Source organism: uncultured Devosia sp. (genome assembly GCF_964244875.1).
GTDB lineage: Bacteria > Pseudomonadota > Alphaproteobacteria > Rhizobiales > Devosiaceae > Devosia.
In genome coordinates this window covers 183,526-209,679 of the sequence record NZ_CAXTKA010000006.1, presented here as the reverse complement: position 1 = coordinate 209,679, position 26,154 = coordinate 183,526, and the positions used below count along the sequence as shown (strand labels likewise).

At 64.7% G+C, this 26,154-nt stretch carries 24 protein-coding genes and 1 tRNA gene; 9 read left to right on the top strand and 16 right to left on the bottom strand.

The features are described from left to right. Positions 1 to 138 precede the first annotated feature (138 nt). From ACFE8X_RS09740 to ACFE8X_RS09725, 4 genes are all read right to left on the bottom strand, one after another. A complete protein-coding gene (locus ACFE8X_RS09740; RefSeq protein ID WP_375451263.1) occupies positions 139 to 771 on the bottom strand; it encodes an outer membrane lipoprotein carrier protein LolA in 633 nt (210 codons plus the stop codon). A 108-nt stretch (positions 772 to 879) separates the two neighbouring features. Beyond that, positions 880 to 3,582, bottom strand: a complete 2,703-nt coding sequence (locus tag ACFE8X_RS09735; protein WP_375451262.1) for a DNA translocase FtsK 4TM domain-containing protein — start codon at positions 3,580 to 3,582, stop codon at positions 880 to 882. Between the two features lie 349 nt (positions 3,583 to 3,931). Next, positions 3,932 to 5,317 (bottom strand): ammonium transporter, encoded by a 1,386-nt coding sequence (locus ACFE8X_RS09730; RefSeq protein ID WP_375451261.1) that lies wholly within the window; start codon positions 5,315 to 5,317, stop codon positions 3,932 to 3,934. A gap of 24 nt (positions 5,318 to 5,341) precedes the next feature. Continuing rightward, positions 5,342 to 5,680: a P-II family nitrogen regulator gene (locus tag ACFE8X_RS09725; RefSeq protein WP_046134535.1), complete on the bottom strand. Its 339-nt coding sequence runs from the start codon at positions 5,678 to 5,680 to the stop codon at positions 5,342 to 5,344. Positions 5,681 to 5,952: 272 nt separating this feature from the next. Here ACFE8X_RS09725 and ACFE8X_RS09720 point away from each other — a divergent pair, with 272 nt between their 5' ends. Further along, entirely contained in the window at positions 5,953 to 7,170 is a 1,218-nt protein-coding gene (locus ACFE8X_RS09720; RefSeq protein WP_375451271.1) for an FAD-dependent monooxygenase, read from the top strand. A 500-nt stretch (positions 7,171 to 7,670) separates the two neighbouring features. After that, positions 7,671 to 8,204, top strand: coding sequence for a hypothetical protein (locus ACFE8X_RS09715; RefSeq protein WP_375451260.1), 534 nt, complete (start codon positions 7,671 to 7,673; stop codon positions 8,202 to 8,204). Here ACFE8X_RS09715 and ACFE8X_RS09710 read toward each other — a convergent pair. From ACFE8X_RS09710 to ACFE8X_RS09700, 3 genes are read right to left on the bottom strand one after another with little or no spacing between them, the layout of a single operon-like run. Next, positions 8,201 to 8,431 (bottom strand): Trm112 family protein, encoded by a 231-nt coding sequence (locus tag ACFE8X_RS09710; protein ID WP_375451259.1) that lies wholly within the window; start codon positions 8,429 to 8,431, stop codon positions 8,201 to 8,203. The two genes, ACFE8X_RS09715 and ACFE8X_RS09710, sit on opposite strands and share 4 nt — an antisense overlap. Continuing rightward, on the bottom strand, positions 8,431 to 9,096 hold the full coding sequence (locus ACFE8X_RS09705; protein WP_375451258.1) for an LON peptidase substrate-binding domain-containing protein: 666 nt from the start codon (positions 9,094 to 9,096) through the stop codon (positions 8,431 to 8,433). Before ACFE8X_RS09705 ends, ACFE8X_RS09710 begins: the two co-directional genes overlap by 1 nt. 10 nt (positions 9,097 to 9,106) lie before the next feature. Continuing rightward, positions 9,107 to 10,057 (bottom strand): tetratricopeptide repeat protein, encoded by a 951-nt coding sequence (locus ACFE8X_RS09700; RefSeq protein WP_375451257.1) that lies wholly within the window; start codon positions 10,055 to 10,057, stop codon positions 9,107 to 9,109. 196 nt (positions 10,058 to 10,253) lie between these two features. Between ACFE8X_RS09700 and ACFE8X_RS09695 the strand changes: the two genes are divergently transcribed. The 6 genes from ACFE8X_RS09695 to ACFE8X_RS09670 all read left to right on the top strand — a co-directional run bounded on the left by ACFE8X_RS09695 (position 10,254) and on the right by ACFE8X_RS09670 (position 15,311). Then, a tRNA-Gly gene (locus ACFE8X_RS09695) sits at positions 10,254 to 10,328 on the top strand. A gap of 340 nt (positions 10,329 to 10,668) precedes the next feature. Then, positions 10,669 to 12,036, top strand: coding sequence for an LLM class flavin-dependent oxidoreductase (locus tag ACFE8X_RS09690; RefSeq protein ID WP_375451256.1), 1,368 nt, complete (start codon positions 10,669 to 10,671; stop codon positions 12,034 to 12,036). Next, a complete protein-coding gene (gene msuE, locus ACFE8X_RS09685; protein WP_375451255.1) occupies positions 12,033 to 12,599 on the top strand; it encodes an FMN reductase in 567 nt (188 codons plus the stop codon). Before ACFE8X_RS09690 ends, msuE begins: the two co-directional genes overlap by 4 nt. A 24-nt stretch (positions 12,600 to 12,623) precedes the next feature. Next, complete coding sequence (locus tag ACFE8X_RS09680; protein ID WP_375451254.1) at positions 12,624 to 13,589, top strand: aliphatic sulfonate ABC transporter substrate-binding protein; 966 nt, start codon at positions 12,624 to 12,626, stop codon at positions 13,587 to 13,589. 51 nt (positions 13,590 to 13,640) lie between these two features. Continuing rightward, entirely contained in the window at positions 13,641 to 14,492 is an 852-nt protein-coding gene (locus tag ACFE8X_RS09675; protein ID WP_375451253.1) for an ABC transporter permease subunit, read from the top strand. A gap of 3 nt (positions 14,493 to 14,495) precedes the next feature. Beyond that, entirely contained in the window at positions 14,496 to 15,311 is an 816-nt protein-coding gene (locus ACFE8X_RS09670) for an ABC transporter ATP-binding protein (protein ID WP_375451252.1), read from the top strand. A gap of 73 nt (positions 15,312 to 15,384) precedes the next feature. Here the strand turns inward: ACFE8X_RS09670 and ACFE8X_RS09665 are convergent, their stop codons facing one another. From ACFE8X_RS09665 to ACFE8X_RS09645, 5 genes are all read right to left on the bottom strand, one after another. Then, positions 15,385 to 16,605 carry an OpgC family protein gene (locus tag ACFE8X_RS09665; protein ID WP_375451251.1) on the bottom strand — a complete coding sequence of 407 codons (1,221 nt, stop codon included), beginning with the start codon at positions 16,603 to 16,605 and terminating at the stop codon, positions 15,385 to 15,387. Next, positions 16,598 to 18,361: a glucans biosynthesis glucosyltransferase MdoH gene (gene mdoH, locus ACFE8X_RS09660; RefSeq protein WP_375451250.1), complete on the bottom strand. Its 1,764-nt coding sequence runs from the start codon at positions 18,359 to 18,361 to the stop codon at positions 16,598 to 16,600. Before mdoH ends, ACFE8X_RS09665 begins: the two co-directional genes overlap by 8 nt. Before the next feature lie 40 nt (positions 18,362 to 18,401). Continuing rightward, a complete protein-coding gene (locus tag ACFE8X_RS09655) occupies positions 18,402 to 18,539 on the bottom strand; it encodes a hypothetical protein (protein WP_375451249.1) in 138 nt (45 codons plus the stop codon). Next, complete coding sequence (locus ACFE8X_RS09650; RefSeq protein ID WP_375451248.1) at positions 18,536 to 20,140, bottom strand: glucan biosynthesis protein; 1,605 nt, start codon at positions 20,138 to 20,140, stop codon at positions 18,536 to 18,538. Before ACFE8X_RS09650 ends, ACFE8X_RS09655 begins: the two co-directional genes overlap by 4 nt. Positions 20,141 to 20,380: 240 nt before the next feature. Beyond that, positions 20,381 to 20,983, bottom strand: a complete 603-nt coding sequence (locus ACFE8X_RS09645) for a TetR/AcrR family transcriptional regulator (RefSeq protein WP_375451247.1) — start codon at positions 20,981 to 20,983, stop codon at positions 20,381 to 20,383. Between the two features lie 96 nt (positions 20,984 to 21,079). On the opposite strand from ACFE8X_RS09645, the gene ACFE8X_RS09640 reads away from it, so the two are divergent. After that, complete coding sequence (locus ACFE8X_RS09640; protein WP_375451246.1) at positions 21,080 to 21,970, top strand: SDR family oxidoreductase; 891 nt, start codon at positions 21,080 to 21,082, stop codon at positions 21,968 to 21,970. Positions 21,971 to 22,090: 120 nt separating this feature from the next. Here the strand turns inward: ACFE8X_RS09640 and ACFE8X_RS09635 are convergent, their stop codons facing one another. From ACFE8X_RS09635 to ACFE8X_RS09620, 4 genes are read right to left on the bottom strand one after another with little or no spacing between them, the layout of a single operon-like run. Next, positions 22,091 to 23,170: an ABC transporter ATP-binding protein gene (locus ACFE8X_RS09635; RefSeq protein ID WP_375451245.1), complete on the bottom strand. Its 1,080-nt coding sequence runs from the start codon at positions 23,168 to 23,170 to the stop codon at positions 22,091 to 22,093. A gap of 11 nt (positions 23,171 to 23,181) precedes the next feature. Next, a complete protein-coding gene (locus ACFE8X_RS09630) occupies positions 23,182 to 24,270 on the bottom strand; it encodes a Gfo/Idh/MocA family protein (RefSeq protein ID WP_375451244.1) in 1,089 nt (362 codons plus the stop codon). Then, a complete protein-coding gene (locus ACFE8X_RS09625) occupies positions 24,267 to 25,286 on the bottom strand; it encodes a Gfo/Idh/MocA family protein (RefSeq protein ID WP_375451243.1) in 1,020 nt (339 codons plus the stop codon). The genes ACFE8X_RS09630 and ACFE8X_RS09625 overlap by 4 nt, the downstream gene beginning before the upstream one ends. 4 nt (positions 25,287 to 25,290) lie before the next feature. Continuing rightward, positions 25,291 to 26,064 (bottom strand): carbohydrate ABC transporter permease, encoded by a 774-nt coding sequence (locus ACFE8X_RS09620; RefSeq protein ID WP_375451270.1) that lies wholly within the window; start codon positions 26,062 to 26,064, stop codon positions 25,291 to 25,293. Positions 26,065 to 26,154: the final 90 nt, after the last annotated feature.

Sequence of the window (26,154 nt, the reverse complement as noted above, 5' to 3'; positions counted from 1 at the left end):
CTCACAATGTTCTTCAACCAATCCCTCATCCAGAGTCCCAAGTGAACACTCCCCCCTGACAGGGGGAGGAGCTGCCTGGTGACATCGGCAGCATCGCGGCATGACGACAGCCACGCCCGTGGGAAAACACGAACACCCCTATTGCGCCGACGGATCGCGGCCCTTGTAGGTGGCGGGAATGGAAAAGAACGAGCGGGGAATCTCGACGTCCTTTTCCACGTCATAGAGCGAGAAGGTCAGCTCCGACCCGCTCGGCTCGACCAGGCTCCATTGCGACAGGTCCTTGGTGGCAACGTCGAAGATCAGCGATACCTGCACGGTGCCGGCCACCGTATCGTCGATGATGGTGATGGTCAGGTAGCCATCGGCGCTGGTGACATCGAGCACATTGGCGTTCAGCAGGTCGATCTGGTCGCCCAGGAACTGACGCAGCGGAATGGTGTCCTGAGGATAGGCGTAATAGGTTTCCTCGGAGCGGTTGAGCACGTAGAAGCCTCGGCCCACCGAGACGATCTCTTCCTTGCTTGGCGGATTGTAGCGGAAGCGCACCTTGTCGGGGCGCTCGAGGAAGAACGTGCCTTCGGTGCGCCCGCCCTCGGTATCGATCTGCAGAAAGCGGCCGACCATGGTGCGGATCGCCGAATTGTGCGTGCCGATATCGGCGATCAGCTGCTGCTCCTCGGGGCTCAGGGCACGGTCCAGCGCCAGCACGGGCAGGCTCGCGGCCAGGGCGGCGGAAAGGCCCAGCAGCAATGCGTCGCGACGAATCATGGGCAGTGTTCCCGGCTGAATGTGGTTGAACCCTAACCTAACCAGCAATTGCGGCAACAGCGGGAAGGTTCCGTTCAGCGGGCATTCAGGCCCGAGGCGGGGTAAGGATCAATGTTGATCCGCACCCACCAGGATTTCGCGCTTGCCGGCATGGTTGGCCTGGGAAATGACGCCCTCGCGCTCCATGCGCTCGATCAGGGTCGCCGCCTTGTTGTAGCCGATGGCGAGGCGGCGCTGGATATAGCTGGTCGAGGCTTTCTTGTCGCTCAGCACGATGTGGACGGCCTTGTCGTAGAGCTCGTCGCCGGAGCCGGCATAATCGTCGCCGCCGGCATCGCCGCCCATGTCGCCGCCGCCTTCGTCCTCGTCGGCAATGATGGAGTCGAGGTAGTCGGGGGAGCCCTGGGTCTTGAGATGCGCGACGACGGCTTCCACTTCGCTGTCGGCGACGAAGGGGCCGTGCAGGCGCTTGATGCGGCCGCCGCCGGCCATGTAGAGCATGTCGCCATTGCCCAGCAATTGCTCGGCGCCCTGCTCGCCCAGGATGGTGCGCGAATCGATCTTGGAGGTCACCTGGAAGCTGACGCGGGTGGGGAAGTTGGCCTTGATGGTGCCGGTGATGACGTCCACCGAAGGGCGCTGCGTGGCGGTGATGATGTGGATGCCGGCGGCCCGGGCCATCTGGGCCAGGCGCTGGATAGCCCCTTCGATGTCCTTGCCGGCCACCATCATCAGGTCGGCCATTTCATCGACGATGATGACGATATAGGGCAGCGGCTCGAGGTTGAATTCCTCGCTCTCGAAGATCGCCTCGCCGGTCTCGCGGTCAAAGCCGGTCTGGACGGTGCGGGTGATCACCTTGCCCTCGGCCTTGGCTTCGCCGACGCGCTGGTTGAAGCCGTCGATATTGCGCACGCCGATCTTGCTCATCTTGCGATAGCGGTCCTCCATCTCGCGCACGGCCCATTTGAGCGCCACCACCGCCTTTTGCGGATCGGTGACGACGGGGGTGAGCAGATGGGGAATGCCGTCATAGATGCTCAGCTCGAGCATCTTGGGGTCGATCATGATCAGGCGGCACTGCTCGGGCGTCATCTGGTAGAGCAGCGACAGGATCATGGTGTTGATGCCCACCGACTTGCCCGAACCGGTGGTGCCGGCGATCAGCAGGTGGGGCATGCGCGCCAGATCGGCGATCACGGGCTCGCCGCCGATGGTCTTGCCCAGGCAGATAGGCAGCTTGCCCTTCATCTTTTCGAAATCGGTCGAGCCCAGCATTTCGCGGAAATAGACCATTTCGCGATTGTGGTTGGGCAGTTCGATGCCGATGGCATTGCGGCCCGGCACCACGGCGACGCGGGCGGAAATGGCGCTCATCGAGCGCGCAATGTCATCGGCCAGCGAAATGACGCGCGACGACTTGATGCCGGGGGCGGGCTCGAGTTCGAACAGGGTGACGACCGGGCCGGGGCGCACATTGATGATGTCGCCCTTGACGCCGAAATCCTCCAGAACGCCTTCGAGCTGGCGGGCCATGGCCTCGAGCCTTTCGGGATTGTGCTCTTCGGAAGGACCCTTGTGGCGCGGCTCGGCCAGAAGGCTCAGCGGCGGCAGCTCGAACCCCAGCGGGGCGTCGAGGAACGAGCCCTGCGCCTCGCGGGCCATACGCTGGCCGGGGACGGGACGGGCGGCTGGTGCCGCCACGCGCGGGCTGGTGCGATCGGCCGGATGGAAGCGCGAATCGCCCTGCTGGCGATGGTTTTGCACCACCGGGACCATCGGCGCGTCGGGCACGAAGGGCAGATCGTCCTCAGGCGCGTCGGGATAGTCGAGTTCGGTATCGTCATAGGCCGGGGCGAGGTTGATGCGCGGCTCCGTGCGCGGCTCCATGCCCGGCTCGGCCGGCGCGTGGATGCGGCGCTGGATCGGGGCCATCGAGGGCTCGCGGCGTTCTCCGGCCGGCTCGACGCTGACGTCCATGTCCGGTTCGCGATCGCCGGCCTGCCAATCGGCCTGTTCCGCGCGCCGTTGGGCATGGTTTTCGCGGGCGCGGCGCATCGCCGTGCGCAGGGAATAGCCGGTATGGACCAGGGCGCCCAAGACGATATCGACCAGCGGATTGGTTTCGGGCTCGTCCTGCGGCATGGCGCCGGCTTCGCCCTTGCGGGCGACCGGCTTGGGCGGCACGGCCGAGACGGTGGCGCCCAGCCCCATGCCGATCCAGAACAGGGCGAGGGCCGGGGCCGTGAGGATGATGGCGAACAAGGCCGCCATCAGGCCCACAACCGGGGCGCTGGCAATGGAGGCGGCAGTGGTGCTGAACAGGCCACCGACGAGGCCGCCAAGGCCGGTGGGCAGCGGCCAGGTGGCGGGCATGGCGATAAAGGACAGCACGCCGGCGCCCAGGATGGTCGAGCCGAACCAGGCGGGGGCGCGCAGGCCCATGGCGGTGGGCAGGCGCTTGCGCATCAACGCCCAGCCCCAGAGCGCGGGGGCAACGATCATGACCAGTGCGGCCAGGCCCAGCGTCTGGAACAGGATGTCGGCGATGGCGGCGCCGGCAAAGCCCAGCCAATTGGCCGGGGCCTTGGCCGTGGCATAGGAAAAACTGGGATCGTCCACCGACCAGGAGGCGAGCGCCAGCAAAACGATCGCCACCATAGCCAGCACCACGAGCCCGACCAGGCGCAGCGGAATGTGGATGGAAATGGCCTTGGGCGCGACGGGCGCGGTGATCCTGGCCCGCGGCTTGCTGGCCCGGGCGGGGATGGAGCGCACTTCGTCGAGCATGGGGGTGGGATGTGTCGGCATGGCGGGCAACAGTCTCTACCGGGCGCGGACAATCCCCGCTCAATGATGCGCCATGCTAGAAGAGGGGGGTTAATCTCATGCTAACCATCGACATGGCGCCCAAGAAAAAGGGCCCGCCGGAAACCGGACGGGCCCAGATGAACCGCCTTGCCTGGAGGAAGGACCGGCACTGCGGCAGTAAAGGCGCGGCGCAAGCCACCCGATGGCGCGCCGATTGATCGTGGTGTGCAGCCCGTGCGGTTTGCGAGTGGGAAGCCTCTGTGGCGGGCCAAGAAGAACACGAGCTGCACGCGACGACCAATCGCCGGGTCGGGAGCCGGGCGGCGGTACGCCGCCGCCCGGAACAGGATCAGCTATTGTAGGCGTGTTCGCCATGGGTGGAGATATCCAGGCCATCGCTTTCGGCGCTTTCAGGGGCCCGCAGGCCGCCAAACAGCACCCGCACGATCATCAGGGCGACGAAGGCCACGACGGCGGACCAGACCACGGCGATCGCTACGGCGGTGAGCTGGATCACGAACTGGCCGGTCATGGAATAGGCGGCCGCATCGCCCAGGGCATAGCCGCCTAGCGCGGGCGTCGCGACGATGGCGGTGCCCAGGGCGCCGACAATGCCGCCGACGCCATGCACGCCGAACACGTCCAGGCTGTCGTCATACTTGAAGATGCGCTTGAGCGACACGACCGCCCAGAAGCAGATCGCGCTGGCGACGGCGCCCAGGACCATTGCCCCCAGCACCCCGGCAAAGCCGGCAGCCGGCGTGATGGCGACGAGACCGGCGACGGCGCCGGTCACCGCACCCAGCGCCGAAGCATGACCGCGGCTGACCTTTTCACAGATGATCCAGGCCAGAGCCGCGGCGGCCGGCGCGGTGATGGTGTTGAGCAAGGCAATGGCGGTCAGGCCATTGGCCTCAAGGTTGGAGCCGGCATTGAAGCCGAACCAGCCGAACCAGAGCAGGCCCGCGCCCACATAGGTCAGCACCAGGTTGTGCGGCGCGATCGGCTCCTTGAGGTAGCCGACGCGCGGCCCCAGGACCAGACAGGCGACAAGTGCGGCGATACCGGAATTGATATGCACCACGGTGCCGCCGGCGAAGTCATATGCACCCAGCTTGAACAGCAGGCCACCCGAGTACCACACCATGTGGGCGATCGGAATGTAGGAGAAGGTGAACCAGATCGCCAGGAACGCCAGCAAGGCGCCAAACTTCATGCGCTCGGCTATGGCACCGACGATCAGCGTCGCGGTGATCGCGGCGAAGGTGAGCTGGAAGATCACGAACACCATTTCGGGCAGCAGGAAGGCCGCCGAAAACGTCGTGGTGGTCGAATCGGGGCCGATTCCCGCCAGGAAGAACTTGGAGAAGTCACCGACGAAATTGGACAGTCCCGTGCCATCGGTGGCGCCATTGAAGGCCAGGGTATAGCCATAGGCCACCCAGAGCAGGGCGATCATGGAGAAGCCGGCAAACACCTGGGTCAGCACCGACAGGACGTTCTTGGAGCGGACCAGGCCGCCATAGAACAGCGCCAGGCCGGGCACCGTCATGACGATGACGGCCATGGTGGATACCAGCATCCAGGCGGTATCGCCCTTGTTGACCACGGCGGTCACTTCGGCAACGGCTTCGGCGGCGGGCGCCGCCGCATCCTGGGCGAAGGCGGCCAGGGTGAGCGCAAGAGAGGCGAGCAACGACCCCCCGAGCAGTTTGGACGTTTTGAGAGCTGTCATTTTCTTGGTTTTCTCCGAATGACGCTAAAGGGCTGCCGCGCCGGTTTCGCCGGTGCGAATACGGGTGACGGCGAGCAGATCGAGCACGAAAATCTTGCCGTCCCCGATGCGTCCCGTCTGGGCGCTGTCGCGGATGGCCGTGGACACGGCATCGGCAAGGGCGTCATCAACGGCGATCTCGACCTTCAGTTTGGGCAGGAAGTGCACCGCATATTCGGTGCCGCGATAAATTTCGGAATGCCCTTTTTGGCGGCCGTAACCCTTCACCTCGGTCACGGTCATGCCGTGGACGTCGAGCGAGTTGAGTGCCTGGCGAACCTCTTCGAGGCGTGATGGCTTGATAATTGCTATCACCAGTTTCATGAAAGCCCCTTTGTACGTTTGGCGTCAGTCTGGAATGGCTGGTTAGACTCAAGCGCCGTGCCAAGTCGGCTGCGCGCTAAAAGCGCTTTATTAACAGCAGGTTATTGATCGGCGCTTGAAACAGCGCGCGGTGCGGGCAGAAAACTGCCTCTTTTTTGTGCGCGCTCTGCCCGATTTGGGCAAGATTGCGGCAGCCCATGCCGCGACGCTGACGCGCCTTGCATCGGCACGCCGGGACGGCGACAGTGCCGGCCGAAAGCGAGGCCGGAGCGATGCAAGACGAGCGGTTCGACGTGCTGATCGTGGGCGGGGGCCCGGTGGGGCTGACCCTGGCGTTGGCTTTGGTGCAATCGGCCAGGGGCATCAGGGTTGGCCTGGTCGATCGGCGACCGCTGGCGGTCGGGCCCGACAATCGGGCATCGGCCTTGGCGGCTGGCGTAAAGCGGGTGTTTGGGGCGCTGGGCGTCTGGGCCTGCATGGCCGAGGCGGCGCAGCCGGTCATGGCCATGCGGATCACCGACTCGGGCACCGGCGATCTGTCGCGGCCATTGTTTTTAAGCTTTGAGGGCGAAGTCGCGCCGGGCGAGCCCTTTGCCCATATGGTGCCCAATAGGGTCATGGTGCAGGCCTTGCTGGACGCGGTGGGCGACGCCATCGCGATGATCGCGCCCGCCGAGATTGAAAGCTTTGCGCGCGATGGCAGTGCCGGCGTGCTGCTGCTTGCCGATGGCCGCAGGCTGCGCGCACCGTTGGTGGTGGGCGCCGATGGGGCCCAGTCGCCGCTGCGAGCCATGGCCGGCATCGGGGTGATCGCCCATGACTACGGTCAATCGGGCCTGGTAACCACGATCGGCCACGACCTCCCCCATGAAGGGGCCGCCTATGAGCATTTTCGGCCGGCCGGGCCGTTTGCCAGCCTGCCGCTCAAGGGCAATCGGTCGTCGCTGGTGTGGACCGAAGCCAGCATCGACGCGCCAAAATTCCTCGCCATGGGTCCGGACGAACTCAGCGCCACCATCGAGTCCGTCATGGGCTCGACGCTCGGCGCCGTCGCCGTCGAAGACCAATTGCGGGCTTTTCCCCTCCGCATGCAGATCGCGCGCGCATTCGTGGCGCCGCGCCTGGCCTTGGTCGGCGATGCGGTCCATGTCGTGCATCCCATTGCCGGCCAGGGGCTCAATTTGGGCCTCAAGGATGTCGCGGCCCTGGCCGAAGTGGTGATCGGGGCGATCCGGCTGGGGCTGGATCATGGCAGCGAGGACGTGCTGGCGCGCTACCAGGCGTGGCGGCGGCTCGACGTTTCGGCCATGGCCATGGTCACCGATACGATGAACCGGCTGTTTTCCAATGAACTGGCCCCGGTCCGCGCCTTGCGCGATTTCGGCCTGGGACTGGTGGATCGGACGGAGCCGGTCAAGACCGCCATGATCCGCGCCGCTGCCGGCATCGCCTCCACCGGGCCGCGGCTGCTGTCCGGCTTGCCGCTGTAACGGCACTGCCGCCAGCAGGCTATCACAAAGCCTACCCTGGATTTTAAACCGCCCTTTTTCGCTCAGGTTCCCACTCCTGACCGCACCGCTCCATCCGCGGTGTTAACTTCCAGCTCCTGACCTCAATCCTCGTCCTCGGTGTTAGTTTCCTGCTCCTGACCTCAACCCTCATTTTCAGTGTTGAACCGCCTCTCCCTTGCGTCACACCCCCACGTTTAGCATCAAGCTCGCCATGCCTCATCCCAAACTCTGATGCTTCGTCTCAAACTCCCGTTCCTCGTAGCAAAGTCCCGTTCCTCGCAGTAAACTCGCCATCCCTCGTGTCAAAACTCCCCATCCTGACTTCAAACGCCCTCACTCCCAGTCTTCATCCTCCACTGTCCCGCTGGCACATCTTCCCCGCCAACTGCCACTGGCACGTCCCCAAGTTATCTTATAAGAAAGAGCCTGATGTAACTGTATGCTGCCTTATTAGAACAGACGAGCAGGGGAGGCTTGTTATGCGCCAGATTGGTATCGACCTCGAGGTTCATCGCGCCATCGAGAATGGCCGGATCGCCTTTGGGGAAGACGAGAACGCCATCTTGCGGCGCCTGTTGCGGATTGATGGCATGCCGCGCCTCCCGGCCGAGCCGCGCCTTGTGCCACGACAGCCCAGAAGCAGCGGCGCCTATTGGATCCTTCTGGAAAACGCGCCGATCGAGGCCAACAGCCTCAAGGAGCTGTTGCGCCGGGTGCTGCTGAAGGCCGAGCGCATAAAGCCCGGAACGATCGCGCAGATCGCGGCCATGCCCACGGCAAGAGGCCGGTTCGTCGTTGCCAGTTCGGCGGCGCAACTTTATCCCAAAGCGCCGCACCTGGTGGAATTTGGCGAGCCGCTCGGAGATGGCTGGTGGTACGATACCAATGTGGGGCGGAACCAGATGCAGGCCTATCTCAGGGTCGTTGCAGCCTTGCTGGGGCTGGCAAGCATTCCCCAGATCGGCAAGCGCTCGGAAAAAACCACCATGACGGCCGCGGACCTGGGCCTTTAGCCTAGGCTCGATCCAAGCCGCCTGATCTCGTCGGGATCGATGCTGCGCGCTTCGTCGAGGCTGAGCAAGGGCACGCCCCGGCGGATGGGGAAAGCCAGCCGGCCGGCCACCGAGATCAGCTCGGTCCGGTCGGGCGACAGCGTCAGCCTTGTCTTGGTCAGCGGGCAGACCAGGATTTCGAGCGTGCGCAGGTCGAGCGCATGGCGTGGATCGGCGGGCTGCGCCATCAGTTGAGCGATTTTGAATCGCCACCGCCATGGGTCATTTCATATTCGGTCATGGCGATCAGGGTTTCGGCGCGTTGCTCGAGCGTCCGGGCTTCCAGCAGCACCTGCTTTTCGGCGGCGCCGTAGGGGGAGACCATGCAGCAGAAATTGACCAGGTCGGCCGTGCCGGTGCGCTCGATTTCCTCCCAGTTGAGATCGAAATTGGCGAACTCGGCATAGTCGCGCATCATCTTGACGAAGCGGTCGCGATCGACGGCCTCCTCGCCGTGCTGGCGCTGGAAATCGGCGGCGAAGGGATCGGCCGAAATCATGCATTGGCGATAGGGCGTCATCACCGTCAATTCATGGATGAGGCGGAACCGGGTGATGCCTTCCAGAATGATGAAATAGCGCCCCTCCCCGCTTTCCTCGAAATGGGTGAGCCGGCCCAGGCAGCCGATCTGCTGCAGCGGGGAGCGGCCCTTGGGGCTTTCCTCGGTCACGTCTTCGGGCTGGATCAGCCCGATCATCCGGTCGCCGCGCAGGGCGGCATCGACCATGTCGAGGTAGCGCGGCTCAAAGATGTTGAGCGGGCGATGCGAAAACGGCAGCAGCAAGGCGCCGGTCAGCGGAAAGACCGGAACGGATTTGGGCAGGTCGGCGGAAGATGTCGGGCGCTTGAGCATGATGCTCCTTTCAGGAAAACAATGCCGCCGAGAGCAGGCGGCGACCCTTGAGGGTCGCGGGGTCCTTGGGGCCCCAGGCATCGAACAATTCGAGCAGTTTCTTGCGGGCGCCGTCCTCGTTCCAGGTGCGATCCTTGCGGAACAGCGTCACCAGGGCCTCGGCCGCCTCGATGCGCCGGCCTTCGGCATTGAGCACCACAGCCAGGTCGAAGCGGGCCTGGTGATCGTCGGGATTGCCGGCCAGGGCCGCCTCGAGGGTAGCAGTTTCGGACAGTTCGGCCGCTTCTGCCAACAGGCGCAGCGAGCCGACAAGAGCTGCATAATCGGGTCCGATGCGCCCTTCGAGCGGCAACAGGTCGAGCGTGGTCTGGGCCTGCGCGGCCTCGCCGGCGGCGAAATAAACCTTGGCGAGCCCCAGGAGCGCCGCGGCGTGATCGGGACTGTGCTGTACCACCATGCCGTAGATCTGGGCGGCGCGGCCCAGGTCATTGCCGGCCAGCGCCGCATCGGCAGCAACCAGGGCCGCCTTGATCTGTTCGTCCATCGAGCCTTCGGCAGGCGCCGGTTCGGGGGCGGCGGCAATCACCTTTTCGGCAAACTTGCGCACTTCGCCCTCGGGCATGGCGCCCATGAAGCCATCCACGGGCCGCCCGCCGGCAAAGGCGAACACGGCCGGTATCGACTGAATGCCGAGCTGGCCGGCAATCTGGGGATTTTCATCGATGTTGATCTTGATCAGCCGAATCGCGCCGGCCTTCTCGTTGACCACTTTTTCCAGCGCCGGGGTCAGCGCGCGGCAGGGCCCGCACCAGGGCGCCCAGAAATCGACCAGCACCGGGGTATCGAGGGAAGCATCGATCACGTCGGCCTTGAAGGCGGCGTCGGTCGAATTCTTGATCAGGGCCCCGGCGGGGACGGCATTGGCGGGGGCGACGGCTGCGCCGGTAAACGGAGTGGACATCTAAGGGGCCTTTTGCGGCTTGGCGTGAGGGTCGGACGCGATCTTTTGCGCCCCAAAACCCCGGCCTGACAAGTCCCTGACGCGACATGGAGTCGGGAAGATGGCGGCGGGCGCGATTATGGGTTGCAATCGGAAGTCGCATTGGGCATATAGGCGCGCGTCGCAGCGCTGCCAAGGCAGTGCAGGTGAATGGAGCGCGGGTGTAGCTCAGGGGTAGAGCATAACCTTGCCAAGGTTAGGGTCGAGGGTTCGAATCCCTTCGCCCGCTCCAAAATCTGTGTTGAAGAGATGAACGTCAAAAGGCCGGGCCCAGTGCCCGGCCTTTCGTTTTTTCGCGCCCATTCCGCCGCTCTCGACCAGCCAGTCCGGGGCCGCGATGAAGCCGCCGCAACCCGTTTGCCAGATGCCGCATCGCGATCGCTGATACAAATGGGGAGCCGATACGCGGTTCGCGGTCTTCGGAAACCGGTGCCCTACAGCATCGTCCGGGCGGAACGTGAAACTGCAAAGCCCGGCAACAACGCAAAAAACTATACTCGACTGGTTTGGTAGAGATAATGCCAAATAGCGTTGCGCGGCACATCGGGTGTGGCGAACAGCGAGATGTCGAGATGAGTGAGCAAGCACGCAAGATACGCCTGGGGGCGTTCATCATGGCCACCGGCCATCATATCGCCGCCTGGCGGCATCCGGCGGCCGATGCTGACGCGGGGCACAATATCGAGCATTATCGCGCGCTGGCGCAGACGGCCGAGCGGGGCCTGTTCGACCTGGTGTTCGTGGCCGACAGCCCGGGCGGCTGGGATGGCGACCGCGACCCCGAAATTCGCTCCAGGGTCAGTCATTCAGCCCATTTCGAGCCGGTGACGCTGTGGTCGGCGCTGTCGCAGGTCACCAGCCATATCGGCTTTGTCGCCACGGCCTCGACCACTTACGAGGATCCATACCTGTTGGCGCGCAAGTTCGCCTCGCTCGATCACATCAGCAAGGGCCGCGCCGCCTGGAATGTCGTGACCACGGGGGCGGACGTGTCCAAGAATTTTTCCATCGCCGGCCATCCGGCGCATGCCAATCGCTATGAGCGGGCCGAAGAGGTGGTCGATCTCGTGCTCGACCTGTGGGACAGCTACGAGGACGATGCGCTGATCATCGACAAGGCAAGCGGCGTCTTTCTCGATCCCGGCAAGGTGCACAAGGTCGATCATCACGGCCAGTTCTTCGATGTTGCCGGCCCCCTCAATGTCGCTCGCTCGCCGCAGGGGCGTCCGGTGGTGGTGCAGGCGGGGGCATCCGAAGCCGGGCGCAACCTGGCCGCGCGCACTGCCGAAGTCATTTTCACCGCCAACCAGACGCTGGCCGACGGACAGGCATTCTATGCCGATATCAAGGGGCGCCTCGCCAAGCATGGCCGCCGTCCCGAGCAGCTGCTGATCATGCCGGGCCTGTTTGCGGTGCTGGGCGGCACCGAGGCCGAAGCCAGGCAAAACTACGAGTTCATCCAGTCGCTGGTGCACCCCACGATCGCCTGGGGCATCCTCAAGCAATATTATGTCGGCGTCGATCTGTCGGGGTATTCGCTCGACGATGTGGCGCCGCCGCTGCCCACCGATACCGAGCTCAACAAGAGCCGGCTGAAGCTGGTGTCGGACCTTGCCCGTACCGGGCTCACCCTGCGCCAGCTCTATCTGTCGCTGGCTACTGCGCGTGGTCACCGCACCTTTGTGGGAACGCCCGAACAGGTGGCCGATGCCCTGCAGGAGTGGTTCGAGCATGGGGCCGCCGACGGCTTCAACATCATGCCGCCGGTGCTGCCCACGGGCCTGACCGATTTCGTCGAGCAGGTGGTGCCGATCCTGCAAAGGCGCGGACTCTACCGCACCGAATACGAGGGCAGGACGCTGCGCGAAAATCTGGGGCTGGAGCGCCCGGTCAACCGCTTCGTCGCCCGGGCCAACCAGCAGCAGCGGAGTGCCTCATGAGCCAGCTTCACATCGTCGGTTTCGCCGGCAGTTCCTCGGCTCCTTCGCGCACAAAAAGCCTGGTCGAGACCATCGTTGCGACCACGGCCGACCGCACCGGCGCCCGCGGCACGGTTTATGACCTGGTCGATATCCACCCTTCGCTGGGGGCCACGCTCGATGCGCGGCAGGCGCCGCCCGATCTGGTGGCGCTGATCGACACTATCACCAATGCCGATGCGCTGGTGGTGGGCTCGCCGGTCTACAAAGGCACCTATACCGGCCTGTTCAAGCACCTGTTCGACCTGATCGATCCCAAAGCGCTCAAGGACAAGCCGGTCGTGCTCACCGCCACCGGCGGCAGCGAGCGCCATGCGCTGGTGGTGGACCACGGGTTGCGGCCGCTGTTCGCGTTCTTTTCGGCGGACATCCTGTCGACCGGCATTTATGCCACCGAGGCCGATTTTGCCGACTACCTGCCGGCGAGCGTCAACCTCAAGGCCCGTGTCGAGCGGGTGGTGGACGAACTGGGCTGGCGGCTGGCCAGCGCCCGCAATGCGGACCTCCTGGCGCGGAGCGCCTGACCCCTTTTGCCTTTGGAGACTTCGATGTTTACCCGCAGACAGACGTTTCAGCTTTTTGCCGGCGCCGCTACCGTCCTCGCCTTGCCGGCTTCCGCATGGGCCCAGGATGATGCCAGGCAATTGCGCATCGGCTGGCAGAAAGGGGGCGTCTTCGCCCTCGCCAAGAAGAGCGGCGCCATCGAGGCGCGCCTGGCCCCGCGCGGCGTCAGCGTGACCTGGGCCGAGTTCACCTCGGGCCCGCCGCTGCTGGAAGCCCTGGGGGCCAATGCGCTGGACTTCGGCTCGACCGGCGACGTGCCGCCACTGTTCGCCCAGGCGGCAGGCGGGGACCTGGTCTATGTGGCGGCAACGCCAAGCAGCCTCGACGGCTCGGCAATCCTGGTCAAGCAGGATAGCCCGATCAAGACGCTGGCCGATCTCAAGGGCAAAAAGATCGCCTTCAAGCGGGGATCGAGCGCCCACAACTTCATCGTCAAGGCGTTGCGTATCGCGGGGTTGACGTTGGACGATGTCACTCCGCTCGATCTGGGGCCACCCGACGCCGCGCCGGCGTTCGCCAACAACCAGGTGGACGCCTGGGTCATCTGGGATCCCTACTATGCCATCGCCGCCCAGGATGCGCAGACCCGCGTGCTGACGACAACCGAAGGCGTGCTGAACTCCTACGGGTTCCTCCAGGCGAACGGCAGCTATGCCAGGCAGAACCCCACCATCGTGGCCGAAGTCATCGACGCCTTGCGCAAGGTGGGCCAGGGGGCGCAGGCCGATCTCGATGGCACCGCGGTGGGCGTTTCCGAAATGACGGGCGTGCCGGTGCCCATCACCCGCATTACGCTGGGGCGCAAGGGCGCCGACCTGGGCGCCATCGTTCCACTCAACGACGAGATCATCGCCGGCCAGCAAGCCCTGGCCGACGAGTTCTTCGGGCTCAAGATCGTTCCGCGCCAGCTGACCGTCAGCGATATCGTCTGGTACCCGCCGGCGCTTTGAGCATAGCGGCCGGCACCTGCCGGCCCCATTTCTGCATCGACGGAGGCCGACATGACACTTGCAGCTGACCTGGGCAAACCCCTTGCCTTGCCCGGCGGGCCGGCCCTCCGCGCGCCGCGCCGGCCCCTTGTGGTTTCGCTGGCGGCGCTGCTGCCGTTCCTGCTGCCGCTCGGCATCGTGCTGGTCTGGCAGGCGGCGTCCTCGTTCGGCTGGATCAACAACCGGCTGATGCCGGCGCCGATCCAGGTGGTCTGGGCGTTCTGGGACAAGCTATCCACCGGCGAGCTGGCGGTGGATATCCAGGCCAGCGCCGTGCGGGCCATTTCGGGCCTGCTGGTGGGCGGCTGCATCGGCTTCGTGCTTGGCCTTGCCAACGGCATGTCGCGGCTGAGCCACGCGCTGACCGACACGACGCTGCAGATGCTGCGCACCATTCCCAACCTGGCGCTGATCCCGCTGGTCATCCTGTGGTTCGGCATCGGGGAGGAGGCCAAGCTCTTCCTGACGGCTTTGGGCGTGTTCTTTCCGATCTACCTCAATACCCTGCATGGCGTGCGCAATGTCGATCCGCAACTGATCGAAATGGGCCGCGTCTATGGCATGAGCGGCTGGACCCTGTTTCGCAAGGTGATCTTTCCCGGAGCCCTGCCCTCGATCTTTGTCGGCTTGCGGTTCTCGCTGGGCATCATGTGGCTGACGCTGATCGTTGCGGAAACCATGGCGGCATCGTCGGGGATCGGCCACATGGCCAATTCGGCGCGCGAATTCATGATGACCGACGTCGTGATCCTGGCCCTGCTGATCTACGCGCTGCTTGGCAAGCTTGCCGATATCATCGCGCTGACCCTGGAGCGGCTCACGCTGTCGTGGAACCCCGCCTATCAAAAACCCGAAAGGGGCTGAGCCATGAGCCCATCGATGCGCACCAAGAACGTCTGGGGCCGCGATATCGAGCCCGAATATCCGGCTCTGGCGCCTCGCCAGCGGCCCGACGCACGCGGCGCCGGCATTCGCATCAAGGGCCTATCCAAGAGCTTTGGCGACGTGCCGGTGCTGCACGGGCTCGATCTCGAGGTGCCGGCGGGCCAGTTCCTGGCTATCGTGGGCAAGAGCGGCTGCGGCAAGAGCACGTTGCTGCGTTTGCTGGTGGGCCTGGACACCCCGTCGTCAGGCAGCATCGGCTTCAGCGGTCCGGACGGCGGCGCGGCAGAACCCAGCGCCCGCATCGTCTTTCAGGAGCCTCGGCTGCTGCCCTGGGCCAGCGTGGCCGACAATGTCATCGTCGGCCTGGGCGAAGGCATCAACAAGCGCGATGCCAACCGGCTGGCCGAGGCCGCCTTGGCCGAGGTGCAGCTGGGGGAAAAAGCGGGTGAATGGCCATCGCGGCTTTCGGGCGGGCAACGCCAGCGCGCCGCCCTCGCCCGGGCGCTGGTCAGCCGACCGCGCGTTCTTGCCCTCGACGAACCGTTGGGGGCGCTCGACGCGCTGACCCGCATCACCATGCAGGCACTGGTGGAGCGGGTCTGGCAGGAGCAGGGCTTTACCGCCCTGTTCGTCACCCATGACGTCGGGGAGGCGGTGGCGCTGGCAGACCGCGTGATCGTGCTCGACGAGGGCCGTATCGCGCTGGACCTCACTATCAGCCAGCCCCGCCCGCGCAGCCGCGGCGCCGCCGATCTGGCCGACATCGAACGGCAATTGCTCAAGGGCATATTCAAGTAAGCTCACAGCGCCCCCCACAACCATCATCGCATAATCCGGGGATGGACGAAGCAGCCATGCCGCGGGGCCCCGTTCAGAGCGCGGGCGCGGTGCGGGCCTTGGCCAGTTCGGCGCCGCGCGTCAGCAGCCAGGCCAGCCCCAGTTGCAGCGCCAGACCCGTCGCGAGCAGGATGCCATCGATCAGCGGGTCGGGCAGCAGCGCGGACTTGAGCGCCTGTAAAATCATCGAGACCACCGTGCCGAAGCCGAATACGGCCAGACCATGCCGTCCCAGAAGGCGCAGGGGTGCCGCCCAGGCGGTCTGGGCGAAATGGCGGATCGCGCCGATCGAGGCCATGACGTAAAACAGCGCCAGGGCGTGCGACAGGCGGGGCAAGGCCAGAAAGGTCTTGTCGAACCAGGTGATGTAGAACGGCAGGCCGGCCTTGTTCAGGGCGCCGAGCATGGCCATGCCGGCGCTGGCGATGACGGGCAGCTTGACCCAGAACAGGGCCAGCACCAGCCAGGCCAGCGACAGCGCGAACAACAGGCTGGTGCGCGGAATAAAGCGCCGCCCCTGTTTCATCGCCGCCCCGCAGAGCAGGCCGGTGATGAACAGCAATTGCCACGATAGCGGATTGAAGAACCAGCCCCCGGCATTGGGATAGTTGGGCAGGTTGAGGCGGAACTGCCCCGCCACCGCCCAGAGCGCAACCGAGGCGCCCAGCACCGGCACCGGCCGCTTGAGCCCGACATAGAGCAATAGCGGCGTTGCCAGCAGCAGGATGATGTAGAGCGGCAGGATATTGAGATAGCCCAGTTGATGGGTCATCAGCGGCAGGCCGATCAGGGTGGCCAGCGGCTCGACGAACAGGCGCGGGATATTGTTCCTGGTCAAGACCTCATGCTGGCCGAACCACAGGGCGGCGGTCGCGAAAATGGCAAGCGACAGGAAGGTGATGGCCAGGTGCACGAAATAAAGCTGGCGTGCCCGCGCCCACACCCTGGTGGTGGCCAGCCAGAGCGAGCCAGTGCGGAAGCGGGGGGAATAGGCGAGCCCCGCCGCGAGGCCCGACATGAAGACGAAGGCCTCGGCGGCGTCGGAAAAGCCGAAATTGCGGCTGGTGAAATTCTCGTAGATGGTGCCCGGCACGTGGTTGACGAAGATCATCACCAGAGCCAGGCCGCGAAACATGTCCAGGCGCGCATCGCGCTGGGCGGGCACGCCGTCGATATCGATGCTGGGCGTGTCGGTGGTCAGGCGTGACCAGCTGGCGCCCACGCGCTCCCAGGTGCGGGGGAAGGTTTCAAGCATGGATGGCAGCGCGCTGCGCCGGCTCCAGGACGATGATGGGCTCGAGCGGGCCCTGGGTGGTCCAGGCCGTGATGACGCGCCGATGTTCCAGGATCACCGCGGAGGGGGCCTGTTCGGGCGGGGTCCGGAAGTACCACGGCGTGCGGCCGGCCGGTGCAACGCGCGAACTGAGCGAAATCAGCAGCGGCGCGAAAATCGCGGGCAGCATGGCAGGGGCGACCCAGACCGCGATGCCCGGAGCCAGCAGGATCGTGGCGGCCAGGGTCACCGCGCCGATCACGACGATCCACCAGCTATTGGCGAAGGCGTCGCGCAGGTCGAGCCGGTTTTCCGCGCGCCGCGTGGCGGGCCAGCCGCCATCGAGGCCGAGCAGCACCTGCATCACGGCCCGGCTCTGCAGCATCAGGAGGATGGGCGCGAGCAGGGTCGAGAACACGATTTCCAGCAGCACCGAGCCGGCGGCGCGCAGCGTACCGCCGAATTGGCGGTTCTGCCCGTCGAACATGCCGCGCAGCAGGATCAGCACCTTAGGCAGCACCAACAGCAGCGCCACGCCCACGGCCAGGCTCAGCACGCCCTCCCTGAACAGGGCGGGGACGCGCGGGAAACTGCGTTCGGGCAGCATGGCGGACAGGATGCTGGCCCCCATCAGCACCAGCCAGAGCGGGGAGGCAAGATAGGCCATGATGCCCTGGAGGAACACGAAGCGGCTCCACAGCCGCAGCTTGGGGGCAAACATCAGCCGCCGGTGCTGCAGATTGCCCTGGCACCAGCGCCGATCGCGCTTGGCATATTCGACGAGGTTTTCGGGACCTTCCTCGAACGAGCCGCCCAGAAACGGGTCGAGATGCACATGCCAGCCGCCACGCGCCAGGAGCGCCGCCTCGACATAGTCGTGGCTCAGGATATGGCCGCCATAGGGTGGCTTGCCCGAGAGCACCGGCAGGCCGCAATTGGCAGCGAAAGCGGCAACGCGCACGATGGCGTTGTGACCCCAATAGGGGCCCTCATTGCCTTGCAGGACTGCCGCGCCGCGCGAAAAGGCGGGCGACAGATAGGCGGCGGAAAACTGCATGGCGCGGCCGAAGAAGGAGCGCGCATTGATGATCCTGGGCAGGGTCTGCAAGAGGCCCAGCCGCGGCTCGGCGTCCATGCGGCGCGCCATGGCGCCCATGGTCGCGCCTTCCATCAGGCTATCGGCGTCCAGGATCAGCATATAGTCGTAGGCGCCGCCGGAGCTGACGACGAAATCCTCGACATTGCCGGCCTTCTTGCCGGTATTGTGCTCGCGGCGGCGATAAAAGATCCGGCCGTCGCTGTCGGGCTCGCTCACCAGGTGCTGGAACCACACCGCTTCCATGGCCGCCACGTCGAGCGCCGTGGTGTCGCTGAGGATGGCGAAGTGAAAGCGCTGGTGGATGCCCAGGGCCCGCAGGCTGCGGTTCATCGCCGCGACGCGCGCAAAGGTCACCAGCGGGTCTTCGTTATAGATGGGCACGAGAACCGCGGTCAGGCCGCGCGGCACCTGGCGCTCGTCGAAGGCGGGCGGGCGGTGGGGCACGAAGAGCCCGATAATGCCGGCCGCGCCGCCCCAGACCAGCCAGAAGCCGGACAGGCCCACCAGGACGGTGCGCAGCACGTCGATCGGCGACACGCCGCCCTTGGCGGAGAAGCCGAGGAAAATCCAGCCGCCAACTACGCTCAGCAGCGCTGCCGCGCCGAGCGCGGCGGTTCGGATCAGGGCGGCCCGCGTCATGGCGCGATCCACCGATAGAGCTTGCACCATCGGTTCCGCGTCACAGCCAGGGCAGCACGGCCAGCACGTTGCGCAGCGTGGCCATGAGGGAACCACCGCGCTCAAGCCGCTGCTTGGGCATGATCATGGGAGCATTGGGGAGGGCGGTGGCGATTATCAGATCGCTATCGTATTTCATGCGGCTGCTCTCCACTGGTAGAGCCAGGTTTCTGTTAATTGCTTGCCGCCCCCGACAAGATACGCTTTGAGTTCCATAGGCATGCCGTCTTCGGCAGCCTCGACATCCAGCACAAGACGCCAGACGCCATTTGCTTCGACCTTGGACACAGTCGATGTCATGATGGTGCCGCTCGACACGTTGGCGAGAACGTCCGGCGGCGTCTCGGGTTCCCATTCCTCGAGTTCGCCGCCGGCGAAATCGACGACGAACTTGCGCAGGTTCTGCGCGTTTTCAACGCCGGACACGCCACCGGCCCCGGCCCTTGTTTCCACCACATAGCCGAGCGCCGTGCCGTCGGGCGCCAGGTCACCCCAGAGCAGGCGATAGCGGAACTCCCGCTCCTGGCCCGCCTTGACGGGATCGACCGGAATCCAGAAGGCAACGATATTGTCGTCGACCTCCAGCTTGGAGGGAATTTCGATGAGCCGGATATGGCCCTGCCCCCAGTCGCCGATCGGCTCGACATGAACCGAAGGGCGGCGCTCGTAGTGGGCGCCGGCATCCTGGTAGGTCTCGAAATCGCGGCCGCGCTGGTTCAGACCGAACGAGCGGGGATTGTTTTCCCAGAGGTAGGAATTGCCGATGGCGGGCGCATTGTTGAGCGGGCGCCACATGACTTCCCCGGTCTCGCGGGTGATCGAGAGGCCATTGGTGTCGTGCACCTGGGGCCGATAGTCGTCGAAGCTGGCGCGATTGGTTTCGCCATACAAGAACATCGAGGTCAGCGGCGCGACGCCCAGTTCGGCCACGTCGGCACGAAAGAACAGGCGCGCCGTCACCGCCATGATGGTGCCCTGGGCGGCATCGCTGGCCGGCGTGATCTCGAACCGATAGGCGCCGGTGACGCTCTGGCTGTCGAGCGCGGCATACAGCACCAGCGGGGCGCCAATGGTGGGGCGCTCCAGATAAAACTCGGAAAAGCGGGGAAACTCCTCGGGCCCTTCAAGCCAGGAATTGAGCAGCAGGCCGCGCGCGCTCTGGCCATAGACATTGTCGCGGCCCAGGGCGCGAAAATAGCTGGCGCCGAGGAAGGAGACCAGTTCGTCCACCTTGTCGGGCGCGTTGAGCGGGTAGTTCAGGCGAAAACCGGCGACGCCGGGGAAGTCGACCTTGGCCGCCTGCGCGCCCAGCGTGACGTCATGATACTCGAAATCGGCGGCGGCAAAGCTGAACGGGGTGGCCATGCCGCCATCGAGTTCATAAAGCTTGACCGGTTCGGGGAACAGCCAGCCCAGGTGAAATCCATGCACCTGATAGCCGGCATCCAGATCGGCCCACTTGCCGTGATCGCCGCGATACTGGATCTTGCGATAGGCATCGTAATCGAGCCCGGCGAACAGGTCCGGCAGCTTGAAACTGGGCGCCTGGTAAGGTCCCGCCGCCATTTCGCGCATGCGCGCGGTCAGGTCTTCGAAGCTGAAGGCAAAGCTGGTTGCAGATTGCGCCTGGGCAAATCCCGGCCCCGTCAGGGCGGTTGTCGACAGCAAAACGAAACTGGCACCGATGCCTTGCAAGACCAGGCGGCGGCTCGGACGCTGGGACGAAACGGGGTGGGTCAAACTACATACTCAAGACCTGACGCGGGCTTACCTTTTTCGGCAAAACGGCAACGCGGCAATGGGGTAAAAGTTGTTGCATGACAGCCATGCAAATTGTGACGGGCAGGCCAGCGCTTCAATTGTCTCGGACCGGACAAAATCCGGCCCGCAAATGGATCGGCAACGCTCTTCACGTGCTCGTGATTCAGCTTTTGACAGGGATATGCGGCAGGAAAACGGCGTGGTCAGTGACAAAAGGTCCTAGCCCGCTTCGGGGCTGGTTTGCGCGTCGGCGGCTCTGGTCGGTGCGCTCCATAGCGCCTTCAAACCGACATAGGCCAGGTCAAGCCGCTCGCTCAGAGCAATTGCAGGGTCATCCAGCCAGGCCGTGGTCGCCTGCGCAAACGCTGCCATGCCGGTGTGTCCCGCCAGTTCGGCCGGCAAATGGCTGACGCCACGCAACTGCAGCAATTTTGCCAGGGCATGGGCCATCGCGGCGTGCTTGGTCAGTTCTCGTTCGGCCAGTGCCGGGGTGGCGGCAATGATCTCTTGGCGCGGATGGGAGATATGCCGGTTCGCCTCGAGCAGCGGCACGACCGCATTGAAGGCAAAAAACAGCACGTCGAGCGGTGCCAGACCGTCCGGCGCCGTTTCGATGAAGCCGGTCAGCGCCGAAAGCAATACAGCGGCGCCATCGAACAGCACCTCCCGCTTGTCGGGAAAATGCCGAAAGAAGGTGCGCTCCGTGACCCCGGCCCGGGCCGCGATTTCGGCTGCCGTGGTTCGCTCATAACCACGCTCTGCAAACAGGTTGAGTGCCGATTGTTGCAATCGCACCCGCACATCCTTGTCGCCTAAAGCCATAGCACCCCCATTGACAGTCACTGACATGAAGCTCATATGTCAGTCACTGACGCAGCGACGATAGCATGCCGCTGCCACAGCGAACAGGAGATCGATATGCACGTCTTTCTAACTGGAGCCAATGGCTGGATCGGATCGGCCATTGGCCGCGACCTGCTGGCGGCGGGCCATTCCGTGACGGGGCTGGTGCGCACGCGCGAAAAGGGCGCGGCGCTGGCGGCGGCCGGTATCACGCCGCTGATCGGCGGACTAGGCGATGTTGATACGCTGCGGGCTGGCGCCAGCGACGCCGACGGCATCATCCATACCGCGTTCGGGCTCGATCTGTCCCAGATCGTCGCGCTCGCCGCAGAGGAGCGCCTGGCGCTCGAAACCTTCGAAACGGTGTTTGCCGGATCGGATCGGCCGATCATCGTTACCGGCGGCGTGCCGCTGACGCCGCCGGGCGAAACCTTCATGGAAAACGCTCGACCCCCCGTCATGCCCGCTTTCCCGCGCGCCTCCGAGCAAATCGCTTTCGCGCTGGCGGAACGCGGCCTTCGCGCCAGCGTCGTGCGCAATCCGCGCTCGGTGCATGGACAGGGTGAACGCCATGGCTTTGTGCCCATGCTGGCGGCCGTTGCCAGGGCCAAGGGGGTTTCAGGCTATGTCGGCGACGGGCAAAACCTGTGGCCTTCGGTGCATCGCAGCGATTCTGCCCGCGTGTACCGACTGGCGCTGGAACGCGGCGCGGCTGGAGAGGCCTATCATGCCATCGCCGAGGAGGGCGTGCCCTATCGCGCGATTGCCGAAGCGATCGGACGGCAGCTCGGCCTGCCTGCACGGTCGCTGACCACCGAGGAGGCAGAAGCCCATTTCGGCGGCCTGGCCATGTGGGTTGCAGGCAATGGCCCGGCATCCAATACCCAGACCAGGGCCGTCTTGGGCTGGGAGCCCCGTGAGTTGCGCATCATCGCCGATATCGAACGGCCGGACTATTCGCACTAGTCCTGCGGGCCGCCGGACGCAAGCGCGTTGTCCTCTTGCCGATCGGTTGCCGCGCTTGTGCTCCTGGTTTTGACGCCTCTAGTGCTCGCAAAATCGGGCACCTCTTTCGCAAGACATGCCCTAGAGCGCTGCGCCATTGGCCGCAAACAGGTGAATGCGGGCCGGATCGATATGGGCGGTCACCGCGGCGCCCAACGCCACGTCGCGCTGGCCTTCGAGCACGATGGTCATGGCCTGCCCATCCGTGGTGGTCGTGTACAGCAGGGTCTGCCCGCCCAGGTTCTCGACCAGATCGACCTTTACATCGGCCAGCCTGATGCCACTGCCGGCGGTCAGGGTGATGTGCTCGGGGCGAACGCCGAAGGTGACGCTCTCGCCGGCCTTGCCATTGACCGCGCGCGGCAGGGTCAGGGCGTCGCCGGCGGTCTTGAGCCGGCTCGAGGTGCCGTCGACGCCCTCGATGCTGGCGGACAGGAAGTTCATCTTGGGCGAGCCGATAAAGCCGGCGACGAACAGATTGCGCGGATTGTTGTAAAGTTCGAGCGGGGGGCCGGCCTGCTCGATCACGCCTGCGCGCAGCACCACGATCTTGTCGGCCATGGTCATGGCTTCGACCTGATCGTGGGTCACATAGATCATGGTGTTGCCCAGATCGTTGTGCAGCTTGGCGATCTCGACGCGCATCTGCACCCGCAGTTCGGCATCGAGATTGGACAGGGGCTCGTCGAAGAGGAAAATCCTGGGCTCGCGCACAATGGCGCGGCCGATGGCAACGCGCTGGCGCTGGCCGCCCGACAATTGCTTGGGCTTGCGCTTGAGCAGCGGCACGATCTGCAGGATTTCGGCGGCCCGGTTGACCCGGCTTTCGATCTCGGGCTTGGGGACGCGGGCGGTTTCGAGCCCGAAGGCCAGGTTCTGATAGACATTCATGTGCGGATAGAGCGCATAGGACTGGAACACCATGGCGATGCCGCGCTTGGCTGCCGGGACGTCGTTCATGCGCTGGTTGTCGATCACCAGGTCGCCGCCGGTGATCGGCTCCAGCCCGGCGATCATGCGCAGCAGGGTGGACTTGCCGCAGCCCGAGGGCCCCACGAACACGGTGAATTCACCAGGCTCGATGGTCAGGTCGATGCCGTGCACGACCTCGACGTCGCCATAGGCCTTGACGATTTTGCTGAGCGTGACACTGGTCGCCATGGCGGTCTCCTTCAGGCTCCGGCCGAAAATTGCGCCGGCACCCACGACTTGTACTTGGGATGATCGGCAGCGAGCGGCAATTCGACATCCTGGTGGTTGGTCGAGGACTGGTAGAATGCGGTGACCAGTTCCAGCGCGCGGCGCGAGTCGGCGCTGGTCACCGGCAAGGCGGCCTTGCCGGTCAAGGCATCATGGAAACGCGCCATCTGCGTCTGGAACCGGCTGGGCACATGCACCCAGTCCTTGAGCAGGGCGGCGATCTTGTCGGCCGTCTCGGGATTGCGCGGCAGGATTTTCCAGGGCTTGTCGCCCGGATTATAGGCCTGGTGATCGCTTTCGAACGTCACGTTCTCGAAGGCGAAGCGCAGCCTCGTGATTTCGTCGGCCGAGCCGAGCGTGGCGGTGAAGCTGCCCAGCGCGCCGCTTTGCAGTTCCAGCGAGGCGGTGACGCAATCCTCGACCTCAATATCGTTGACGCGGGTCGCGACGCGGCCGAACAGGCACTTGATATCGCCCATCAGATAGGTGAACAGGTCATGCTGGTGGATGGCATGGGTCATCAAGACGCCGCCCAGTTCGGTGGCCCATTTGCCGCGCCAGGGCACGGCGTAATAGTCCGCGCCGCGGGTCCACAGCGTTTCGACCGTGCCGACATAGGGCTTGCCGGCGAGACCCGCATCGATGATGGCCTTGGCCTGCTCGATGCCGTCGCCGAAGCGGTACTGGAACACCGGCATCAGCTTGCCCCTGGACAGCTGCTCCTGGGCGATCACCGCGTCGACCTGCTCCAGCGAGCCGACCAGCGGCTTTTCGCAGATCACGTGCTTGCCGGCCTTGAGCGCCGCCATCACCATGGGATAATGCAGCATGGGCGGGGTGCAGATATCGATGATGTCGATATCGTCCATTGCCAGCACGTCGTCGAAACTGGTGAGACGCCGCTCGATACCGAATTCATCGGCGATCGGGGTCATGCGCTCGACATTGAGATCGCAGAGCGCGACGACCTTGAACTTGTCGGGATTGGTGATGTAGCCCTCGGTGATATGGCTCCTGCCGATGCCGACGCCGATGATGGCGACCGTCTTGATCTCGCTCATGGCGCCCACTCCGTGCCGCGTTCGGCCAGTTGCTGGGCCGTCAGGGCCAGCTTCATGGCGTTGAAACACCGCTCCTGCGGCATGGCCGTCTCGGTGCGATTGCGCACGTCATCGAGGAATTGCGGCCCGAACGGCAGCTCGGTCGTGCTGCAATCGATATGGCGCGGGCCCTCGGCGTTGACGATGAACAGGTGATCGCCGCCGGGATGGCCGGCGATATCGATATATTTGCGCAATTCGATATAGCCCTCGGTGCCCAGGATGGTCAGGCGCCCATCGCCCCAGGTGGGCAGGCCGGCGGGGGTGAACCAGTCGACGCGGATATAGCCCGAGGTGGTGTCGGTCTTGAGATGTACATCGCCGACATCCTGCAGGCCGGGCCGGTCGGGATGGGCGCGGTTGGCGACGCTGGCGGAAACGACCTGCGCATCCATGGCGCCCGAAAAGAACAGGAACTGCTCGAACTGGTGGCTGGCGATATCGGTCAGGATGCCGCCATAGCGGGCGCGCTCGAAGAACCAGTCCGGCCGCTGGTTATTGCGGATGGCGTGCGGCCCGAGGCCCACGGTATTGATGACTTTGCCGATGGCGCCCTGGGCGATGCGATTGCCCGCCTCGACGGTGGCGCGCACTTCGAAGTGCTCGGAATACATCACCCCATAGATGCGGCCGGTCTCTTTTTGCACCCGCTTGATTTCGTCGAGCTGGGCAAACGTGGTCATGCCCGGCTTGTCCGATAGCACGTCCTTGCCATGCCGCATGGCGGCGATGGAGATGGCGGCGCGATCGGCGGGGATCGCCGCGGTGACGATAACCGCGATCCCGGCATCCTCCAGAATTTCCTTCGGATCGGCCACCCGCCTGGCCTCGGGGAACTTTGCCCCAAAGGCGGTGGCGAGGTCGTCCTCGACGGCGTGGAACGCAACGAACTGCGCCCCGGCGGTCTTGAGGCAATCGACCTGGCCATAGATATGGGCGTGGTTGATGCCGATGGCAGCGAATTTCAAATCTGACATGGGTCTAGCGTTTCATACCGGTCGTGGCGATGCCCTCGATGAGCAGGCGCTGGAAGAAGAGGAAGAACAGGAAAATCGGCAGCAGCGACAGGATGGACATGGCGAACAGCCCGCCCCAGTCGGATTGGGCGGAGCTGTCCACGAAGGTGCGCAGCCCCAGCATCACGGTATAGGTGCGGATATCGCTGAGATAGATCAGCGGCCCGAAGAAATCGTCCCAGGTCCAGATGAAAGTGAAGATCGCCGCGGTCGCCAGTACCGGCGTCGACAGCGGCAACAGGATTTTCCAGTAGATGCGCCAGGGGGAGCAGCCGTCCATCATCGCGGCTTCGTCCAGCTCCTTGGGCAGGCCGCGAAAGAACTGCACCATGAGGAAGATGAAAAACCCGTCGGCGGCGAGGAACTTGGGCACGACCAGAGGCAGGAAGGTATTGACCCAACCCAGGTTGTGAAACAGCACATATTGGGGGATCAGCGTCACCTGATAGGGCAGCATCAGGGTGCCCAGCATCATGGCGAACCAGAACGGGCGGCCCCAGAATTCCAGCCGCGCGAAGGCAAAGGCGGCCAGCGAGCAGGTCGCGAGATTACCGATGATGGCGAGGATCGCGATGGTGAAGGAATTGATGAAAAAGGTGCCGAACGACACCCGCAAGCCGACCCAGCCGCGGAAATAGGAGTCCAGACTCCACGCGCTCGGCCACAGCGAATTGGCGGTGAAGATTTCGTTTTCCGGCCGGAACGAGGCCGACAGCATCCAGAGCAGCGGATAGAGCATCAGCACCGAGGCGCCGATCAGCAGCACATGGGCGAGTATCGACAGGACGCGCTTGCGGGTCCGCGCGCTGGCAGTGTCGGCTTCGCTCAC

Coding starts and splice junctions, on each gene's coding strand:
- ACFE8X_RS09670 (WP_375451252.1), top strand. CDS start 14,496: ATGAGCCCATCGATGCGCACCAAGAACGTCTGGGGCCGCGATATCGAG.
- ACFE8X_RS09690 (WP_375451256.1), top strand. CDS start 10,669: ATGAGTGAGCAAGCACGCAAGATACGCCTGGGGGCGTTCATCATGGCC.
- ACFE8X_RS09735 (WP_375451262.1), bottom strand. CDS start 3,582: ATGCCGACACATCCCACCCCCATGCTCGACGAAGTGCGCTCCATCCCC.
- ACFE8X_RS09655 (WP_375451249.1), bottom strand. CDS start 18,539: ATGAAATACGATAGCGATCTGATAATCGCCACCGCCCTCCCCAATGCT.
- ACFE8X_RS09665 (WP_375451251.1), bottom strand. CDS start 16,605: ATGCTTGAAACCTTCCCCCGCACCTGGGAGCGCGTGGGCGCCAGCTGG.
- ACFE8X_RS09640 (WP_375451246.1), top strand. CDS start 21,080: ATGCACGTCTTTCTAACTGGAGCCAATGGCTGGATCGGATCGGCCATT.
- ACFE8X_RS09730 (WP_375451261.1), bottom strand. CDS start 5,317: ATGACAGCTCTCAAAACGTCCAAACTGCTCGGGGGGTCGTTGCTCGCC.
- ACFE8X_RS09680 (WP_375451254.1), top strand. CDS start 12,624: ATGTTTACCCGCAGACAGACGTTTCAGCTTTTTGCCGGCGCCGCTACC.
- ACFE8X_RS09620 (WP_375451270.1), bottom strand. CDS start 26,064: ATGCTCTATCCGCTGCTCTGGATGCTGTCGGCCTCGTTCCGGCCGGAA.
- ACFE8X_RS09630 (WP_375451244.1), bottom strand. CDS start 24,270: ATGAGCGAGATCAAGACGGTCGCCATCATCGGCGTCGGCATCGGCAGG.
- ACFE8X_RS09720 (WP_375451271.1), top strand. CDS start 5,953: ATGCAAGACGAGCGGTTCGACGTGCTGATCGTGGGCGGGGGCCCGGTG.
- ACFE8X_RS09710 (WP_375451259.1), bottom strand. CDS start 8,431: ATGGCGCAGCCCGCCGATCCACGCCATGCGCTCGACCTGCGCACGCTC.
- ACFE8X_RS09705 (WP_375451258.1), bottom strand. CDS start 9,096: ATGCTCAAGCGCCCGACATCTTCCGCCGACCTGCCCAAATCCGTTCCG.
- ACFE8X_RS09645 (WP_375451247.1), bottom strand. CDS start 20,983: ATGGCTTTAGGCGACAAGGATGTGCGGGTGCGATTGCAACAATCGGCA.
- msuE (WP_375451255.1), top strand. CDS start 12,033: ATGAGCCAGCTTCACATCGTCGGTTTCGCCGGCAGTTCCTCGGCTCCT.
- ACFE8X_RS09700 (WP_375451257.1), bottom strand. CDS start 10,057: ATGTCCACTCCGTTTACCGGCGCAGCCGTCGCCCCCGCCAATGCCGTC.
- mdoH (WP_375451250.1), bottom strand. CDS start 18,361: ATGACGCGGGCCGCCCTGATCCGAACCGCCGCGCTCGGCGCGGCAGCG.
- ACFE8X_RS09740 (WP_375451263.1), bottom strand. CDS start 771: ATGATTCGTCGCGACGCATTGCTGCTGGGCCTTTCCGCCGCCCTGGCC.
- ACFE8X_RS09715 (WP_375451260.1), top strand. CDS start 7,671: ATGCGCCAGATTGGTATCGACCTCGAGGTTCATCGCGCCATCGAGAAT.
- ACFE8X_RS09625 (WP_375451243.1), bottom strand. CDS start 25,286: ATGTCAGATTTGAAATTCGCTGCCATCGGCATCAACCACGCCCATATC.
- ACFE8X_RS09675 (WP_375451253.1), top strand. CDS start 13,641: ATGACACTTGCAGCTGACCTGGGCAAACCCCTTGCCTTGCCCGGCGGG.
- ACFE8X_RS09725 (WP_046134535.1), bottom strand. CDS start 5,680: ATGAAACTGGTGATAGCAATTATCAAGCCATCACGCCTCGAAGAGGTT.
- ACFE8X_RS09635 (WP_375451245.1), bottom strand. CDS start 23,170: ATGGCGACCAGTGTCACGCTCAGCAAAATCGTCAAGGCCTATGGCGAC.